The organism is Arthrobacter globiformis (assembly GCF_030815865.1).
Taxonomy (GTDB): Bacteria; Actinomycetota; Actinomycetes; order Actinomycetales; family Micrococcaceae; genus Arthrobacter; species Arthrobacter globiformis_B.
The window spans coordinates 3,500,769-3,518,242 of record NZ_JAUSXI010000001.1 but is presented as its reverse complement, the minus strand read 5'-3'; the positions used below and the strand labels follow the sequence as shown (position 1 = coordinate 3,518,242).

General features: G+C 66.4%; 17 protein-coding genes and 1 tRNA gene. 10 read left to right on the top strand and 8 right to left on the bottom strand.

Annotated features, from left to right (window positions below; translation table 11 throughout):
* Positions 1–28 precede the first annotated feature (28 nt).
* Complete coding sequence (locus QFZ33_RS16295) at positions 29–1,123, bottom strand: LacI family DNA-binding transcriptional regulator (protein WP_307029143.1); 1,095 nt, start codon at positions 1,121–1,123, stop codon at positions 29–31.
* Between the two features lie 175 nt (positions 1,124–1,298).
* On the opposite strand from QFZ33_RS16295, the gene QFZ33_RS16290 reads away from it, so the two are divergent.
* Genes QFZ33_RS16290 through QFZ33_RS16275 form a run of 4 tightly spaced genes read left to right on the top strand, consistent with a single transcriptional unit; the run spans position 1,299 to position 5,024 of the window.
* Entirely contained in the window at positions 1,299–2,468 is a 1,170-nt protein-coding gene (locus QFZ33_RS16290) for a Gfo/Idh/MocA family protein (RefSeq protein ID WP_307029141.1), read from the top strand.
* Positions 2,468–3,682, top strand: a complete 1,215-nt coding sequence (locus QFZ33_RS16285; protein WP_307029140.1) for a dihydrodipicolinate synthase family protein — start codon at positions 2,468–2,470, stop codon at positions 3,680–3,682. Before QFZ33_RS16290 ends, QFZ33_RS16285 begins: the two co-directional genes overlap by 1 nt.
* On the top strand, positions 3,679–4,536 hold the full coding sequence (locus QFZ33_RS16280) for a sugar phosphate isomerase/epimerase family protein (RefSeq protein ID WP_307029138.1): 858 nt from the start codon (positions 3,679–3,681) through the stop codon (positions 4,534–4,536). The genes QFZ33_RS16285 and QFZ33_RS16280 overlap by 4 nt, the downstream gene beginning before the upstream one ends.
* A 56-nt stretch (positions 4,537–4,592) precedes the next feature.
* Positions 4,593–5,024 (top strand): SRPBCC family protein, encoded by a 432-nt coding sequence (locus QFZ33_RS16275; protein ID WP_307029136.1) that lies wholly within the window; start codon positions 4,593–4,595, stop codon positions 5,022–5,024.
* A 16-nt stretch (positions 5,025–5,040) separates the two neighbouring features.
* Here the strand turns inward: QFZ33_RS16275 and QFZ33_RS16270 are convergent, their stop codons facing one another.
* Positions 5,041–5,523: a LapA family protein gene (locus QFZ33_RS16270; RefSeq protein WP_307029133.1), complete on the bottom strand. Its 483-nt coding sequence runs from the start codon at positions 5,521–5,523 to the stop codon at positions 5,041–5,043.
* Positions 5,524–5,976: 453 nt separating this feature from the next.
* On the opposite strand from QFZ33_RS16270, the gene QFZ33_RS16265 reads away from it, so the two are divergent.
* Positions 5,977–6,822 carry a hypothetical protein gene (locus QFZ33_RS16265; RefSeq protein ID WP_307029131.1) on the top strand — a complete coding sequence of 282 codons (846 nt, stop codon included), beginning with the start codon at positions 5,977–5,979 and terminating at the stop codon, positions 6,820–6,822.
* A gap of 101 nt (positions 6,823–6,923) precedes the next feature.
* Here QFZ33_RS16265 and QFZ33_RS16260 read toward each other — a convergent pair.
* Positions 6,924–6,996: transfer RNA gene (locus QFZ33_RS16260), tRNA-Arg, on the bottom strand.
* Positions 6,997–7,178: 182 nt separating this feature from the next.
* Here QFZ33_RS16260 and QFZ33_RS16255 point away from each other — a divergent pair.
* From QFZ33_RS16255 to ettA, 3 genes are read left to right on the top strand one after another with little or no spacing between them, the layout of a single operon-like run.
* Positions 7,179–7,748, top strand: coding sequence for a single-stranded DNA-binding protein (locus tag QFZ33_RS16255; RefSeq protein ID WP_307029129.1), 570 nt, complete (start codon positions 7,179–7,181; stop codon positions 7,746–7,748).
* 60 nt (positions 7,749–7,808) lie between these two features.
* Positions 7,809–8,369: a DUF6993 domain-containing protein gene (locus QFZ33_RS16250; RefSeq protein ID WP_307031855.1), complete on the top strand. Its 561-nt coding sequence runs from the start codon at positions 7,809–7,811 to the stop codon at positions 8,367–8,369.
* Positions 8,370–8,414: 45 nt separating this feature from the next.
* Positions 8,415–10,097: an energy-dependent translational throttle protein EttA gene (gene ettA, locus QFZ33_RS16245; protein ID WP_307029127.1), complete on the top strand. Its 1,683-nt coding sequence runs from the start codon at positions 8,415–8,417 to the stop codon at positions 10,095–10,097.
* 106 nt (positions 10,098–10,203) lie between these two features.
* Here ettA and QFZ33_RS16240 read toward each other — a convergent pair whose 3' ends face one another.
* Positions 10,204–11,175 (bottom strand): acyl-CoA thioesterase, encoded by a 972-nt coding sequence (locus tag QFZ33_RS16240; RefSeq protein WP_307029125.1) that lies wholly within the window; start codon positions 11,173–11,175, stop codon positions 10,204–10,206.
* A 63-nt stretch (positions 11,176–11,238) separates the two neighbouring features.
* On the opposite strand from QFZ33_RS16240, the gene QFZ33_RS16235 reads away from it, so the two are divergent.
* Complete coding sequence (locus QFZ33_RS16235) at positions 11,239–11,901, top strand: hypothetical protein (protein WP_307029123.1); 663 nt, start codon at positions 11,239–11,241, stop codon at positions 11,899–11,901.
* A gap of 37 nt (positions 11,902–11,938) precedes the next feature.
* Here QFZ33_RS16235 and QFZ33_RS16230 read toward each other — a convergent pair whose 3' ends face one another.
* The 4 genes from QFZ33_RS16230 to pepN form a co-directional block, all read right to left on the bottom strand.
* Positions 11,939–12,412, bottom strand: a complete 474-nt coding sequence (locus tag QFZ33_RS16230; protein WP_307029120.1) for a globin — start codon at positions 12,410–12,412, stop codon at positions 11,939–11,941.
* Positions 12,413–12,414: 2 nt separating this feature from the next.
* On the bottom strand, positions 12,415–13,077 hold the full coding sequence (locus QFZ33_RS16225) for a mechanosensitive ion channel family protein (protein WP_307029118.1): 663 nt from the start codon (positions 13,075–13,077) through the stop codon (positions 12,415–12,417).
* 106 nt (positions 13,078–13,183) lie between these two features.
* Positions 13,184–13,663, bottom strand: coding sequence for an OsmC family protein (locus QFZ33_RS16220; RefSeq protein WP_307029116.1), 480 nt, complete (start codon positions 13,661–13,663; stop codon positions 13,184–13,186).
* A 3-nt stretch (positions 13,664–13,666) separates the two neighbouring features.
* Positions 13,667–16,219, bottom strand: coding sequence for an aminopeptidase N (pepN, locus tag QFZ33_RS16215; RefSeq protein WP_307029115.1), 2,553 nt, complete (start codon positions 16,217–16,219; stop codon positions 13,667–13,669).
* 208 nt (positions 16,220–16,427) lie between these two features.
* Between pepN and QFZ33_RS16210 the strand changes: the two genes are divergently transcribed.
* Positions 16,428–17,444 (top strand): hypothetical protein, encoded by a 1,017-nt coding sequence (locus QFZ33_RS16210; protein WP_307029113.1) that lies wholly within the window; start codon positions 16,428–16,430, stop codon positions 17,442–17,444.
* Positions 17,445–17,474 lie beyond the last annotated feature (30 nt).

Below are 17,474 nucleotides of genomic sequence, written 5' to 3'. Positions count from 1 at the left end.
TGTTGCCGAAACTGCCTTGTTTCCGGGACTAGGAAGCGGGTTCGCCGGCCGGCTCGGTGCTCCGGCGCAGCGTCACCTCGCCCGTGACCCCCACGGTGCCGGCGCCCGCGTGGCCGGAACCCGCGCCGGGCACTGCCAGCCTCCCGATCTCCTCCAGGGGCAGGCGGACGGTGGAGAGGGCCGGCCGGAAGTCGCGCAGGGTTTCGATGTCGTCAAAGCCGGCGATGGCGGCGTCACGGGGGATACGCAGCCCCTTGGAGCGCAGCGCGGCGGTGGCCCCGATCGCCATGACGTCGTTGACGGCGAAGATACAGAGCCGGGTCGGTGCGGCGGCTTCAGCACGGACCTCGCCGCTTCCGCCGTGCGCCCCGATGCGTGCGGCGAGCTCCATGCCCGCCTCGTAACCGCCCGTGCGGTCGAATCCGGTGTGCAGGACGTCTGCCGGCGGAAGCCCGGCATGGGCAAGGCCGCGCTGGAAGCCGCGCACCCGGTCCTCGGAGGTCAGGAGGCCCTCCGGGCCGGCGATGATCACGAACTCCCCGGCATGTGAGGCGGCCAGTTCCCGGGCGAGTTCGGCGGCGAGCTCCTCGTTGGGAATCTCAACCACGTGATAGCCCTCGCCGGATTCGGCGCCCACTACGGCGTGTCCCACGACGCCCACCCGGCCGCCGTTGCGGCAGTAGCGGTCAAGCTCGGCGGCCAGTTCGGCGTTGCCCTGCTTGTCGGCGGTCCGTGCAGACCGCGATCCCGCGATCACTATCGAGTCCGCCCGGCGTGCCGCAAAGGCAGCCACGGCCGCGCGCTCGTCGGCTGGGCTGCCGGCGGTGGTGGCCAGCAGCACCATCTTGTTCTGGTGCCGCGCTGCGGCCTGGACGCCGCGGGCAATGGCTGCGAAGTAGGGGTCGGCGATGTCGTGCACGATGAGTCCGATGAGGCCGGAGCTCGACTTCGCGAGGCCCTGCGCCTGGGCGTTGGGGATGTAGCCGAGGGAGTCTGCAGCCTTCCGGACACGCTCAGCGATATCAGGTCCGGGGGTCCTGGCGGAACCGTTCAGGACACGGCTGGCAGTAGCAGGGGAGACTCCGGCCAGGCGGGCTACTTCGGTCAGCGTGCTTGCTGCCACAGGCGAAACTCCTCTTCAACGGGCCCCAACGTCGGGAAACTCGGCTGATGCCCACATTATCGCAGTTCCAGAAACTTTCGGAAAGCGCTTGCCAGATCGGCTGCGGGACTGCATTATGGAAACAGCGGGAATGCGCTTTCCCAATGTGCTATCCACCACGATTGAATGAGGACTCATGGGCTTCGAAACAAAGACGATCCGTATCGCCATGAACGGTATTACCGGCCGGATGGGCTACCGCCAGCACCTGTTGCGCTCCATCCTCCCCATCCGTGACGCCGGCGGCTTCACCTTGGAGGACGGCACCAAGGTCCAGATCGAGCCGATCCTCGTTGGCCGCAACGAAGCGAAAATCCGCGAACTGGCCGAGCTTCACAAAATTTCGGAGTGGACCACCGACCTTGATGGCGTAATCAACGACCCCACTGTCGACGTCGTCTTCGACGCCTCCATGACCAGCCTTCGGGCCGCAACCCTGAAGAAGGCCATGCAGGCCGGCAAACACATCTTCACCGAGAAGCCGACGGCGGAAACCCTCGAGGAGGCCATCGAGCTGGCCCGCATCGGCAAGGAAGCCGGGGTCACCGCCGGTGTCGTGCACGACAAGCTCTACCTGCCTGGCCTGGTCAAGCTCCGCCGCCTCGTGGACGAAGGGTTCTTCGGCCGGATCCTGTCCATCCGCGGCGAGTTCGGCTACTGGGTCTTCGAGGGCGACGTCCAGGCGGCCCAGCGCCCGTCCTGGAACTACCGCAAGGAGGACGGTGGCGGAATGACCACGGACATGTTCTGCCACTGGAACTACGTCCTGGAAGGCATCATCGGCAAAGTCAAGAGTGTTAATGCCAAGACCGCCACCCATATCCCCACCCGGTGGGACGAGGCCGGCAAGGAATACAACGCGACGGCAGACGACGCCTCCTACGGCATCTTCGAGCTGGTTACCCCAGGGGGAGACGGCGTCATCGGCCAGATCAACTCCTCGTGGGCTGTCCGGGTCTACCGCGACGAGCTGGTCGAATTCCAGGTGGACGGGACGCACGGATCTGCCGTTGCCGGGCTGAACAAGTGCGTGGCGCAGCAGCGGGCCCACACGCCGAAGCCGGTCTGGAATCCGGACCTTCCGGTCACAGAATCCTTCCGCAGCCAGTGGCAGGATGTGCCGGCCAACGCGGAGCTGGACAACGGCTTCAAGCTGCAGTGGGAAGAGTTCCTGCGCGACGCCGTCGCCGGCCGCGAGCACCGTTTCGGGCTGCTTTCCGCCGCCCGCGGCGTGCAGCTCGCGGAACTCGGCCTGCAGTCCAGCGATGAACGCCGCACCATCGACATTCCGGAGATCACGCTCTGATGACTTCACTGATCCTTCCCACATCCGACGGCGGGACCCGGGAATACCGCCTCCGCTCCGCCACCACCTGGGCCAAACCGATGGCGCCGCTGACATCGCGCCGCGCCTACGCTGCGGCCCACGTCATCCCCGAGGTCACTGCCGACAACACTCCGGGCGCCCCGGCCCGTCTCGACTGGGACGCCACCCTGGCCTACCGGCATGAGCTGTGGTCCTACGGGCTCGGGGTTGCCGACGCGATGGACACCGCCCAGCGCGGCATGGGCCTGGACTGGCCTGCCACTCAGCAGCTGATCAAGCGCACAGGGGCGGAGGCGGCCTCCGTGGTCTCCGCCGGCGGCACGGCCACGGCGGGCATGACGGTCCGCGACCTCGTGTCCTGCGGCGCCGGCACCGACCAGCTGGACCTCGCCACACTGCCGTCCGGCGCGGCCGGGCTGCAGGCTGTCCTGACCGCCTACCGCGAGCAGGTCGCCGTCGTCAGCGAGGCCGGACCCAAGGTGATCCTCATGGCCTCCAGGGCGCTGGCCCAGGTGGCGTCGGGTCCCGAGGACTACCTGAAGGTCTACTCCGCGCTGCTCCAGGAAGCCGACCAGCCCGTCATCCTGCACTGGCTCGGCACCATGTTCGACCCCGCGCTGGCCGGTTACTGGGGCTCGGACAGCGTTGACCAGGCCACCGAGACGTTCCTTTCCCTCATCCGCGAGAATGTGGGCAAGGTGGACGGCGTCAAGGTCTCCCTCCTGGATGCCTCGCATGAAGTCGCGCTGCGGGCGGCGCTTCCCGAGGGCGTCCGCCTCTACAGCGGCGACGACTTCAACTACCCGGAGCTGATCGACGGCGACGGAACCCTGCACTCGGATGCCCTGCTGGGAATCTTTGCGGCAATCTATCCCGCTGCGTCCGCGGCGCTGCAGAGCTACGACGCCGGAGATGCCGCCAAAGCGCGTGCCATCCTGGATTCCACCCGCGAACTGGGCAAGCACATCTTCAGTGCCCCCACGTTCTACTACAAGACCGGAATCGCCTTCCTGTCCTGGCTCAACGGCAAGCAGCCCGGATTCCAGATGGTCGCCGGGCTGCACTCGGGCCGTTCCGTGGTGCACCTCGCGAAGACCTTTGAACTGGCCGACGAAGCCGGGCTGCTGAAGGACCCGGCCCTCGCAGCGTTCCGGATGTCCGATTTCCTTCGCATCAACGGAGTGGGAGTATGACCTTCAATTCAGAACCGTCCCCCTTTTCACGGCTTTCCCTCAACAGCGCCACCACCAAGAAGTGGACGCTCGCCGAGGCTATTGACGGCTGCGCGCGTGCAGGCGTCCCCGCCATCGCTCCCTGGCGGGACATTGTTGCCGAGGCCGGGCTGGACAAGGCGGCCAGACTGATCAGGGACGCCGGGCTCCGGGTTTCCTCGCTGTGCCGCGGCGGCTTCCTCACGGCTCCAGACTCCGACGGGCAGGCGGCAGCGCTCGCGGACAACAGGTCAGCTGTTCTGGAGGCCGTTGCCCTCGATACGCAGGAACTGTTCCTCGTGGTCGGGGGTCTGGTGCCGGGGGAGAAGGACGTGGTGGCTGCCCGCCAGCGCGTGGCCGACCGGCTGGAGGACCTCGTGCCGTTCGCCGTCGAACACGGCGTCCGGCTGGTGCTGGAACCCCTTCACCCGATGTACGCCGCCGACCGCGCGCTCATCTCCACGCTGGGGCAGGCACTGGACCTGGCGGCGCCGTACGACGCCCGGGCGGTGGGGGTCGCCGTCGACACCTTCCATGTCTGGTGGGACCCGGAGCTGAAAGCCCAGATCGAGCGTGCAGGCCGGGAGAACCGGATCGCCTCCTACCAGGTGTGTGACTTCAACCTTCCGATCGCCGCGGACGCGCTGCTTTCCCGCGGCATGATGGGCGACGGCGTGATTGACTTCGCGACGATCGGCACCTGGGTCCGGGACGCTGGCTACACCGGCGACATCGAAGTGGAGATCTTCAACCAGGAGATCTGGGACGCCGACGGCGACGACGTCCTGGCGAGGATGAAGGATCGCTACGCGGAACTGGTGCAACCCTTCGCCTGAACCCGCCCTTACCTCGGTGGCTATCCGCGGGTAGGGTGGCGCCAGGAGGGGAAGCAATGGACAAACAATTCAGGGACGCCGAGGCGAGCGTTGTTGTCGCGGCGCAGCCGGAGCGGGTGTGGAAAGCGCTGACCGATCCGGCCGACGTCAAGGAATACTTTCTCGGCACGAACGTCACATCGACCTGGCGGGAAGGTGAGCCTGTGACTTTCGAGGGGGAGTGGCAGGGCAAGTCCTACCAGGACAAGGGGACCGTGCTGGAAGCCCGCCGCAACGAACTCCTGCGCATCACCCACTACAGCCCCTTATCGGGCCTGCCCGACGAGCCGGAAAGCTACCACACCCTGGAATACTGGCTGGAGCCCGTGGCGGAGGGAACCCGGGTCAGCATCACCCAGGGCAACAACAAGAGTGACGGCGAAGCCGCGGAGTCGGAAAAGCTTTGGGGCATGGTGCTTGGCAACCTCAAGGAGTACCTGGAGGACTGACAGCGCCGCTGGCGGCCTACCGACTTCGGCCGGCTTGCACCCTGTGACGGTGGGCAGCAGCGCGCAGCTGGATGATCCGGGCTGCGCCCGCCATGGCCACGAGGACACCTCCGCCTACTGCCGCGATGAAGAGCGATATCCCGAGCGACACCGCGCCTTCAAGGCCGAAAAACTTCACCTGGACGAGTTCCTGGTTCTGCAGGATGAAGACGATGAGCAGCACCAGTACCACCAGCGCCGAGGCCACCGCCGCCCAGATCATACCGGCGCGCGTAACGCGCCGTTCAGGCTCTGCCAGGCCGGACCGCGGTGACGTGGCTCCATCGTAACCCGGGATCGCGGCCGTGCCAGGATGGCGGGCCGCCGCGCCGGTACCCGCCGCCGCTTCGGTCGGTGCCGGGTCAAGAGGCACTGCGGCGCCTTGCTGACCTGCCGCCGGGCTCGCTGGCCGGGGAGGCTCCGGATCGGACGGGTTTCCGCCCGGCTGGCTTTGCTGCATGCGGATGTTCCTTCCTTGACTGCTGGTCCAGGTGGCCGGCCCGTGCACATCGCCGGCGCAATCCGATCATAAGCACAGTCGGCCCGTATTAGTAAGCATGCTTGCAATATGCCACCGTCGGTAATGGCACCCCGCGCCTCAATGAACTCCTGACGAGCGTCCCGGGGGTGTTCTACACTCGGAAGTAGACATACGGGGCGTACTTGTCCGAAGTAGTACACGGGCGCCCCGAAGGGAGGAGCACCCCCGATGCGCCGCAATCGGGTTATCGCTGGAACGTCCGCTTTCCTCATAGGCGTCACTGGCCTTTGGGCTGCGTCCCTTGCTATCGGCGGTGGAAACACTGCTGGGGACGTGCCGCAGTCAAATACGACTCTCAGTCCGGGTTCGCCGCCGTCCCCTCGCAAGCCGAGGACACCTGCGCCTGATGTTCGGATCGCTGCTGTCGGTGACATGAACGGCGACAAGACCATTGACCCTGACAGCCCGTCCGGTCGGAACGGTGCGGCGATCACCCGGCTCGTGCAGAAGAACCAGATTGACGCGTTCCTGGGGCTCGGGGACTTCCAGTACGACACCCCGCACTGCGCTGACTACGTGAAGTACTGGACGCCGCTGTGGGGTGGCACCAAGCCCAAGTTGTACTGGGTGTCCGCCCCCAACCACGACTGGCAACCAGGCCGCAACGAAGACCTCGACAACTTCATGAACGGCCAATGCCCGGGGGCTCCGGCGAAGGCTGCGATCAATCGGCAGCGCGGGTTCATCGGGAACGGGGATCCGTACACGAAGGACTTCGGGAACTGGCACTTCGCGTTCCTGTCGTCCGCGCACTGGCGGTACGACCCCGCGAAAGCTGCAGCGTTGACGAAGTGGCTGGACGACGACCTCGCTGCTGCTCAGGCGGCGGGCAAGTACCTGGCAGTCGTGTACCACGAACCGTACTTCACATCGAACACGGACGAACATGAGCGGGCCGCTGACCACAAGCCATGGGTCGACGTGATGTATAAGCACCGGGTCCGTCTGACCCTGTCAGGGTCACAACACAACTACGAACGCACATGTCCGGTGAACAACAAGGATCAGTGCGTCAGTGACGGGATGACAGCGTTCCAGGTTTCGACGGGAGGTATCGGCCTCCGCTCCTTCACGAGCACTCCGTCGTACATCGTGAAGCGGTTCAGCAACACCCACGGGTTCCTTCGGATGACACTCAAAGACAACGGGTCTTTCACCTGGAACTTCGTTCCAACGTCGGGGACGGGCAAGGACGCAGGTACGCGCTCCGCACCGTAGTAAAGGCCTGGCGGTGGGTAGCCGGTGGATGTAGCGCTTTCCCATGCGATACAGAAGCGGTCCTGACTGGCGTTTGCGCAGGTCAGGACCGCTTTTAGTCGTGCCCCAGGAGGGAATCGAACCCCCGACCGGCGGATTAGAAGGCCGCTGCTCTATCCCCTGAGCTACTGGGGCAACTGGTTTCCCGGCTTCCCGGGTGCCTCAAAAAGTCTACATTGCCTACAGGCCCGTCGGCGGCACCGGGCAGGAACGTTTCGGTTATCCACATACAGCATTGCGTACCTCCCGGCGGTCGCGTCGGCGGTTGATGCTGGAAGTGCCTGCTAGGGCAAGACACTTCGAGACAGGACACCAAGATGAGTGACAACATTACGGTCCGGGGCTTCGTGGCCACGGAGATCCGCAGTTCCACAACTCCCGGGGGCGTTCCCACCGCCTCATTCCGCCTCGGTTCCGCCGAACGGCGGTACGACCGCACGGCCAACGCCTGGGTGGACGGCAACATCAACTGGTTCACCGTCCAGGGATACCGGCAGCTGGCCGGGAACATGGGCTGCAGCATCAAGAAGGGCCAGCGCGTCGTCGTCGTGGGCAAGCTGAAGATGCGCAGCTGGGAGAAGGACGGCCGCGTCTACCACGACGCCGAGATCGACGCGGACGCTGTGGGCCACGATCTCAAGTGGGGCACTGCCAACTTCATCCGCAATTCCGGCAACCCGCAGGCCGCTGACGGATTCGGCCCCGCGAACGGCGACCGCAGCGCTTCCGGATCCTCAGGCGTGGCCGGGGACGGCTCCGACGAGAACCGGGAGGAAGGTGACGAAGCCGACGAAGACCCGGCTGCGGCCTGCATCTTCCTCGACGACGCCGGCGACGAGTTGCAGCTCGACCCCGACACGGGCGAGCTCACGGGAGCCGCTGCCTGAAGCCGGTGGCGTGCGGCACTGCACCCCCTTGGCGGTGCCGCATGGCAGAATGGCAGCGTGATGCGAACGACGACACTTCAGCGGAACAAAGCGCTCCGCGGCAATGCCACTGGTGCCTGGGGAACTGCCAAAAAGGCTACCGGCCGGCTCGCACTGGCGGTTGTTGTGCTGTCGGCGCTCGGCGCCTGCACGGCACCGGGAGATCCGGCGGCCGTGAACCAGACGGCGGAAGGACAGGCGGCCGGAGAACAGGCGGCCACGCAATCGGCAGCATCAGCATCGGCAAAACCGTCGGTGCCTGCGGCAGCCACCAAAGGCGCTGCCGGGGCCACAGCCGCACTGCAGCAGACCATGGCTGACGTCCTGGGAGGCGTAGTCGCAGCCAACCGCAAGCCGGCTACAGCGGAGATCACCTCGGCGCTAACAGCGGCAGGCGTTCCGGCGCGGAACCTTGAGGTCTCGGCGGGGCGCACGCCCACCGGACTCGAGGTGGATTCCATGGAAGCGGCGGCTGTCCAGGCCAAGGAATGTGTGATCGGCCAGATCCGCGATGGGAAGGTGACGGTGACCGTGCTGCCGGCGCTGTCGAACGGGAAGTGTTTCGTAGGAGCCGCCGGCTGAGCCCGGAATGTGAGATATCACCGCCAACCCACTAGATTTGGAACCATGGCGGAATTTATCTACACAATGACCAAGGCCCGAAAGGCTGTTGGCGAAAAACTTATTCTCGACGACGTAAGCATGTCGTTCTTCCCGGGCGCCAAGATCGGCGTCGTTGGCCCCAACGGTGCCGGTAAGTCCACCATCCTGAAAATCATGGCCGGCCTGGACACCCCCTCCAACGGTGAGGCGCGGCTGAGCCCTGGCTACACGGTCGGCATCCTGCTGCAGGAACCGCCGCTAAACGAGGAGAAGACTGTCCTGGGCAACGTCCAGGAAGGCGTGGGCGAGATCTACGGCAAGATCCAGCGCTTCAACGCAATCTCCGAAGAGATGGCCAGCCCGGACGCGGATTACGACAAGCTCCTGGAGGAGATGGGGCACCTGCAGGAGGCCATCGACACCGCTGATGCCTGGGACCTCGACTCCCAGCTTGAGCAGGCCATGGACGCCCTGCGCTGCCCGCCTGCGGACGCGGACGTGACGCTGCTCTCCGGTGGTGAGCGCCGCCGTGTGGCGCTCTGCAAGCTGCTCCTGCAGAAGCCGGACCTCCTGCTGCTCGACGAGCCCACCAACCACCTTGACGCCGAGAGCGTGCTGTGGCTGGAACAGCACCTCTCCAGCTACGCCGGCGCCGTCCTGGCGGTCACACACGACCGGTACTTCCTGGACCACGTTGCGGAATGGATCGCCGAAGTGGACCGCGGCCACCTGTACCCCTACGAGGGCAACTATTCCACCTACCTGGAGAAGAAGCGCGCCCGCCTTGAAGTCCAGGGCAAGAAGGACGCCAAGCAGGCCAAGCGGCTAACCGAGGAACTTGAGTGGGTGCGCTCCAACGCCAAGGGCCGGCAGACCAAGTCCAAGGCACGTCTGGCACGCTACGAGGAAATGGCGGCCGAGGCTGACCGCACCCGGAAGCTGGACTTCGAAGAGATCCAGATCCCGCCGGGACCGCGCCTTGGCGGACTGGTGCTGGAAGCCAAGAACCTGCAGAAGGGATTCGACGACCGCACCCTGATCGACGGCCTGTCCTTCTCGCTGCCACGCAACGGCATCGTCGGCGTCATCGGCCCGAACGGTGTGGGCAAGTCCACGCTGTTCAAGACCATCGTGGGCCTCGAGCCCCTCGACGGCGGCGAACTGAAGATCGGCGACTCGGTCAAGATCTCCTACGCCGACCAGAGCCGCGGCGGCATCGACCCCAACAAAACCCTCTGGGAGGTCGTTTCCGACGGCCTGGACTTCATCCAGGTGGGCAACGTGGAAATGCCGTCCCGCGCCTACGTCGCGGCGTTCGGGTTCAAGGGACCGGACCAGCAGAAAAAGGCAGGCGTGCTCTCCGGTGGTGAGCGCAACCGCCTGAACCTGGCGCTGACCCTTAAGCAGGGCGGAAACCTGCTCCTACTCGACGAACCGACCAACGACCTCGACGTCGAAACCCTCAGCAGCCTGGAAAACGCGCTGCTGGAGTTCCCGGGCTGCGCCGTCGTGGTTTCCCACGACCGCTGGTTCCTGGACCGGGTGGCCACCCACATCCTCGCGTACGAAGGCGACGAGGAGAACCCGTCGAAGTGGTACTGGTTTGAGGGCAACTTCGAATCCTACGAGGAGAACAAGGTGCAGCGCCTCGGCCCCGACGCCGCCAAGCCGCACCGCGTCACGCACCGACGCCTGACCCGCGACTGATCGAGCCGCGGCTCATCAAGCGGTGAAATCAAGCGCTGAGCACGAATAGGCCGGCCCGGGTTGACGAGATCAACCCGGGCCGGCCTTTTCGTGTGCCAGAAGTCCGTCAAGCCTTGCGCATCTGGTGCTGCAGGATCTTGGTCTGGACGGCACCGGCCACCTTGCTCTTGATGTCCGTCGGGACCCGGACCATGCCCTCCTGCGCCACGGAAGCCACGTGCAGGCCCTCCCGGTTGAAGATCTTGCCGGTCGCCAGGCCCCGCGCTCCCTGGGCGCTGGGGGATTCCTGAACATACAGGAGCCACTCGTCAACGCGCACGGGACGGTGCCACCACATGGCGTGGTCAAGGCTCGCCACGCTCATGCCCGGCGTGATCCAGCTCAGCCCGTGCTTGCGAAGAATGGACTCAAGTAGTGTGTAGTCGCTGGCGTACGCCAGCGCGGCGCGGTGCGTGTTGGCGTTGTCCGGCATGGGGCTGAAGGTCTTCATCCACACGGCGTTGCGTGCTTCCTTCTTCCCCGTGGCCGCCACATACAGGGCGGGATCCACATGGCGGATGTCGAAGGGCCGTTCGTACGCCCAGTGCCGGGCGACGGGGTGGTCGAACTTGCCCAGCAGGTCGGCCGTGCTGGGCAGCGTTTCCGGGTCGGGGATGCCGGCAGGCACCTCGGACTGGTGCTCAATGCCGTCATCGCCGGCCTGGAATGAGGCGATCATGGACAGAATCGGCGTGCCGTCCTGGTAGGCATGCACGCGCCGGGCCGAGAACGAGCGGCCGTCCCGCAGGCGCTGGACTCCGAAGGTGATGGGCTTGTTCGCGTCGCCGGGCCGCAGGAAGTAGCCGTGCATGGAATGGACGGTGCGGTCCTCGTCCACGGTGCGCATCCCGGCAACCAGGGACTGGGCCAGGACCTGGCCGCCGAAGACGCGCTGGTGCGGCTGGCGCTGCGACGGACCCATGAAAATATCCTCGTCGGTGCGGGCGCCTTCCAGCTCGCCGAGGTCAAGCAGTTCGAGGAGGGAGTTCGTGGGGTCATTCGTGGGCAAGGCCTGCAATCCGGCGTCCGCTTCAGTCATGGTTTGACTCTAGACGGCACCCCGGCACCGCTCAACCGGGCCCAAGCCGGTAGTGTTCTTAACGTGTCTGATCTCCTTACCCAGTCTTTCCGCTTCGCCGACCCCCGCGACCTCGCCGATCTGAAGACCTTCGTCACCCGCGCCAAGGCCATCGATGACGGCGCCATCCGCCTGCAGGCGGCCGGAACAGTCCTGGCCGCCTACGTGTGCGTGCTCCGGCCCCGGATCCTGGGGGAGTCCACCCCCACGATTCTCGGCCTGCGCACCATGGGCCTCGCTGAGCCGTCCGCCGTTGACGTCACGGTTCCGCTCGCTGCCGTCCTGGACCGGCTGGCCCGGGCGGGGGAGAACGACGCCGATCTTCCGGTCCCGCCGTCGACCGTCACCGAATCATGGGCCGGCGTGGGTGCGCCGCGCAGCGGCTGGGAACTCGTGGACTCCGTGCCCGACGCCGAACTGCGGCAGGCCGCCGAGGCCGGCATCGCCGAGGTGGCCGGCATCGTTCCGGACAAACCCGGAGCCATGATCGTGAACAACGCCCGGGCCGCCGTCTGGGGACGCGGGCTCCAGGGGCGGCACGGGGTTCCGGCCGGAGCGGCGTTCGCCGCCCTTGCCCTGGGATTCCTGGGCGAGGACGAACAGAAGCTCTACCGTTCCGGGCGCTGGTTCCGGCTCAGCGGCAACCGCGGGCACGTGCTGGTACGTACCGGCGCCGGCCTGCTTTAGGCCGCCGATACCCGGCTGAGCGACACAGCCGCCGGTCTTAGCCCTGCGCCTCGGACGGGCTGTTCACCATCGAGAGCGCGGCGCGCTCCATGTAATCCCACAGCGTTCCCTCATGCAGCGGCGGCAAGTCCAGGGAATCGACCGCCGTCCGCATGTGGTGCAGCCAGCGGTCCTTCGCCTCGGGCGTCACCCGGAACGGCATGTGGCGCATCCGCAGCCGGGGATGGCCGCGCTCCTCGCCGTAGGTGGTGGGGCCGCCCCAGTACTGCTCCAGGAACATCAGGAACCGCCGCTTGGCCGGACCCAGATCCTCTTCCGGATACATGGGGCGCAGCAGCGGATCCGTGGCCACGCCGTCGTAAAAGACGTCAATGAGCTTCACGAACGTCTCATGGCCGCCGACGGCGTCGTAGAAGTTGTCGGTGTAGCCCGGCTGGCTGAAGGGGTCGTTGCGCATCAGCGGCTGACGGACGCCCGGCTCCGGCGGGGTGGGGAGGGATGGAATGGTCATGGCTATTCTCCGGCCTTCTGCTGGGGTGCGTGCTCGGCATCGGCAGCCGTCTCTTCAGGCTCCGCAGGCGGGACGTAGGTGCCCTGCGAGCGGTTGCCCACACGAAGGATCTCACCGTTGCGGAGGTACCAGATGGCGCCGTTCTCGTCGCGGACGCGCGTGATCCTCAGCCCGATCGACTCCACGACGCCCACCACTTCGCTGGTTTCAATGACGTCGCCAATGCCGTACTGGTCCTCGATGGTGATGAAGATGCCGGCAAGGAAGTCCCTGATCAGCTGCTGGGCGCCAAAGCCGATGGCGATACCGAGGATTCCCACGCTGGTCAGCAGCGGCGCCACGTCGACGTCGAGGTTCTTCAGCATGTAGATGGTGGTGATGACCGCGATCATCACGCCGATGCCGCTCTTGAGGAGCGAGCCGATCGTGTTGGCCCGCTGCACGCGCCGCTCATGGTCCAGGGCTCGCAGCGCCGGCGCCACCCAGCGGAAATGCGGCTTCTTGAACAGTGACGTGCCGCTAGCCACACGCTTGGTGATCCTGGCGATCAGGAAACTGGCGATCAGCCACAGGAGTATGCCTGCGCCGAGGCTGATGGCCACGCCGGCAAGGTCTAGTCCCGTGGGCTCCAGTGAGGCCGAGGGCGCTGTGAACATGCTGTACATCTGCAGGAAGGCTCCTTGCTGCTGTCCGGCGGCGGCCGGTCTCCGCGCTTTCCGGGGAGGCCGGCCGCACTTTGGTCGCTTTAAGCCTAGCGGGGTCTGGCGCTGGCTAAGGACTTCCGGCTGTGGTAACGGGGACGTGCAGCACGGGGAAATTTACGCTACGGGCAATGAAACACACCTGGTTCGCCTCATGGTGCATCTGTTCCGCCAACGCGATGTGCCCGGGTTCTGCCACCGTCACGTGCGGGCGGAGCGTCACGGTTTCGAACTGTCCGCTGCCGTCGCGGTTCAGCCGCATCATGCCGGTGGCGTTGTCCTCGTAGGACAGGACCACCACGCCATGCCGCACCGCGACGTGCAGGAAGGAGAGCATGTGGCACTGCGCCAGCGCCGTCAGCAGAAGCTGTTCGGGGTTGTACCGGGAGCGGTCGCCGTGGAAGGTGGGATCGGCTGAGCCCTGCAGGACCGGCAGCCCCGGAATCTCGATGTCGTGGTCCCGGGAGTAGTCCCGGTAGGACGACGTGCCGCTTCCAAGGTTGCCGGTCCAGCGGACCGTCAGCGCATAGTGGTGTTCGCCGAGTGCCATTGCCTAGACATCCGCCGCGCGGGCCCGCAGCGCCCGGGCTACGCCGTCGCGGTTTTCCAGCATCATCCGGCGCAGCGCAGCGCTGTCCTCCGGCAGCGACGCCAGGAACTCGTCGGTCCGGTCCACGGTGGACTGGCTGGTCAGCTGCGCCGGGTACAGCCCGACGACGATCTGCTGGGCCAGGGCATTGGTGCGGTCGGCAACGATTCCCGGGACCGCCTCGAAGTACTTCTCCGCGAACGGCTCCAGCAGCGCGGTGTCCAGCACCCGCGTGAAGCCGGCGACGGCCGAGCCCTGGATGGCGTTGGAGAGCTCGCCCTTGACGACGATTGACTCCCACGCCGCCGACTTGGCCTCCGGGGTGGGGACGGCTGCCTTGGCCAGGGCGGCCGCGTTCTGGCCGCTGGATGTGTTATCCCGCTGCAGTTCCGCGTCGATGTCCGACTGGCCCAGCCTGCCGCCTGCCACAAGGGAGGCCACGAGCTCCCAGCGGAGGTCCTGGTCCACGGTCAGCCCGGCCAAGGTGGCCGAGCCGTCAAGCAGCCCGGCGATCCGGTCCAGTTGCTGGCCGCTGCGGGCCAGGAGGGCGAAGGACTTGATGAACTGCAGCTGGGCGTCCGACCCGCCCGGCACACTCGAGGCGAGCTCCCAGAGCCGGTCGACGGCGGCAATGGTGGTGGCTTCGCGGTGCTCCTCGGCCACGTAGAAGGTGAGCGTGGTGGCCAGTTGCCGCAGCTGCACCAGGATTACCGAGGAATCAGACTCGGAGGCGATGTTGGCCAGGATCAGGTCCACGTATCCGCGCGCGGGGCTTTCCCCGTCCCGAGCGGCGTCCCAGGCCGAGTTCCACACCAACGTCCGGGGCAGGCTCTCCCTGAAGTCCTTCAGGTGAGCCTTGGCGGTGGCGAGGGACTGCTCATCGAGCCGCACCTTGGCGTACGCGAGGTCATCGTCGTTGAGCAGGATGAGGTCCGGCCGCTTGAGCCCGGCCAGTTCGGGGACCCCGGTGCGTTCGCCGTCGACGTCCAGCTCCTCACGGTGCACGCGCTCGAGCGTGCCCTCGTCGGTGAGATCATAGAACCCCACTGCCAGGCGGTGAGGGCGGAGGGTGGGCTGCTCGGCAATCGCGGACTGCAGGATGGCGAACGACGTGATGGTGCCATCGGCATTCACCGCCAGCTCCGGCTTGAGTGAGTTGACGCCGGCCGTTTCCAGCCACAGGCGTCCCCACTGGTCCAGGTCGCGTCCGCTGGCCTTCTCCAGCTCGACCATCAGGTCGCCGAGCTCGGTGTTGCGCCAGGAATGTTTGGCAAAGTATTCACGCACGCCGGCCATGAACTGGTCCGGCCCCACCCAGGCCACCAGCTGCCGCAGCACGGAGGCGCCCTTGGCGTAGGTGATGCCGTCGAAGTTCACCTCAACGTCCTGCAGGTCGTTGATTTCGGCGAAGATCGGGTGCGTCGTGGGGAGCTGGTCCTGGCGGTAGGCCCACGACTTTTCCACCGAGGCGAAGGTGGTCCAGGCGCTCTGGAATTTGGTGTTCTCCACGGCAGCCAGGTGCGACATGTATTCGGCGAAGGACTCATTGAGCCAGAGGTCGTTCCACCAGCGCATGGTCACGAGGTCGCCGAACCACATGTGGGCCAGTTCGTGCAGCACGGTGATGGCGCGGCGTTCCACCTGCGCCTCCGGGACCTTGCCGCGGAAGACGTAGCCTTCGAGGATGGTGACCGCGCCGGCGTTCTCCATGGCGCCGGCGTTGAACTCCGGCACAAACAGCTGGTCATACTTTTCAAACGGGTAGGGGCAGCCGAACTGCGCCTCGAAGAACACGAAACCCTGGCGCGTGAGCTCAAAGATGTTTTCCGCGTCCAGGTACTGCATGAGGGACTTGCGGGCGAAGACGCCCAGCGGCACGACGCGGCCGTCCGAACTGGTGACATCGCTGCGCACCGACTGGTACGGCCCGGCGATCAGTGCGGTGACGTACGAGGACAGGCGCGGCGTCGGCGTGAAGTCCCAGACCGAGCGGGCGCCGCCGTCGTCCCCGGATGGGATTGGCGCGGGCTCCGGCGTGGGGGAATTGGAAACGACGTCCCAGTGCGAGGGCGCGGTGACGCGGAACCGGAAGGTGGCCTTGAGGTCGGGCTGTTCAAAGACAGCGAACATCCGGCGCGAGTCTGGCACCTCGAACTGCGTGTACAGGTACACCTCGCCGTCCACCGGGTCCACGAAGCGGTGCAGGCCTTCGCCGGTGTTCATGTAGGGGGCGTCCGCCACGACGGTCAGCTCGTTGTCCGCTGCGAGGTCCGGCAGCTGGATCCGGATGCCGTCAGACACCTCGGCGGGGTCCAGCTCGCGCCCGTTCAGCGTCACGCTGTGCACAGCGTTCGTAACGGCGTCGATGAACGTCGTCGATCCCGGCGCCGCCGTGAACCTGACGGTGGTGGTTGATCCAAAGACTGTCCCGCCCCTGGTCAGGTCCAGGCTGACATCGTAGGAGTCGACGGCGATCAGGGCGGCGCGCTCGCGTGCTTCGGAGCGGGTCAGGTTCATGCCTGGCAAGGTTGTGCCTCCAGAGGTTGTGGTGGCCGGACTGGCCCGGCCCGCCGGCTGCTGCGCACGGTGGTCACGCGCGCGGTTGCGTCACTGTGAAGCCATTGTTTCATTCCCGGGGCGCTTGGCAAGTTGCGTGGCTCACTTCCGTGGCTCGTTCCCTGCGGAAGTCCTCTCCAGCCGAACGCCGCAGGGGTAGCGTTAAGGCATGGGAAAGATCCTCGATGCTGTGGACACCAAGGCGCTGCGGTTCGCGATCGGCTTCCCAGTGTTGCTTGCCGCCGGGTTTGCGGTCTGTGCCGTGCTGTTGCGGCCGGATCTGCCGGAACCGCTGGCGGTCATGTGGAATAACGACGGCGGCACCGCCTTCGCGCCGTTCCCCGCCTTCGTGGGCGGCGGGGCCGCCCTGATCGTCCTCACCGGCTGGCTGGTGCTGTTGCAGGCCGTGCCGGTGTCGCGGCCCACCGTGATGCGCCGGATCATGATGGGCGCGGGGCTGACGGTGAGCCTTTTCGTCACCACTGTGCTGGCGGCCGCCCTCGTAGGCCAGGCCGGCGTGGCCGACGCCCGCGAGTCAAGCGTGGACATCATTGTCCTTGCTTCGGGAAGCGGCGCCGCGCTTTCCCTGGGCGTCATCATCGGGTTTGTGTTCAAGGCGGACAACCAGTGGACGCCGGAGGATGACCGTGCCCTGCAGCAGGCCCTGGAACATGAACTCGACCCTGAGCTTGTCCGGGATTCAGTCCGGTTCTGGGTGCACGCGCGGAGCTCGGTTTTCGTGATGATTGCCATCGCCAGCCTGTTTCCCGCCTCGCTGATCGCCATTGCCGTCCCGTGGCTCGGAGCCTTGGTGGTCGCGGCGGCCATCGTCGGAGCCGCGTTCCTGTTCGCCCGGGTCACCGCGGACCGCAGCGGACTGCGCGTTTTCCTCGCCGGCATCCTGCGAGTGATCGACGTCCCTGCCGCCGCCATCTCCGCCGCCCAACCAGCGGACGTGCGCGCCGCCGACTACGGCGGCTGGGGCTACCGCAACCACGACGGAACCGCAGCGGTGCTCGTCAGCAGCGGCCCCGCCGTCGTCGTCCGCAAGACCGACGGCCACAAGCTGGCCGTCAGCGGCGGTAACCCCGACTCCGCCGCCCTTCTCGCAGAGGTCCTGACGCGCGTGGCGGCAAGGGCCCGCCGCGACACGCGCCCGCCGGTCCAGGGTGACACGGAATCGTAGGTGCCGCGTCACTGCCCAGGCGGCACCCCG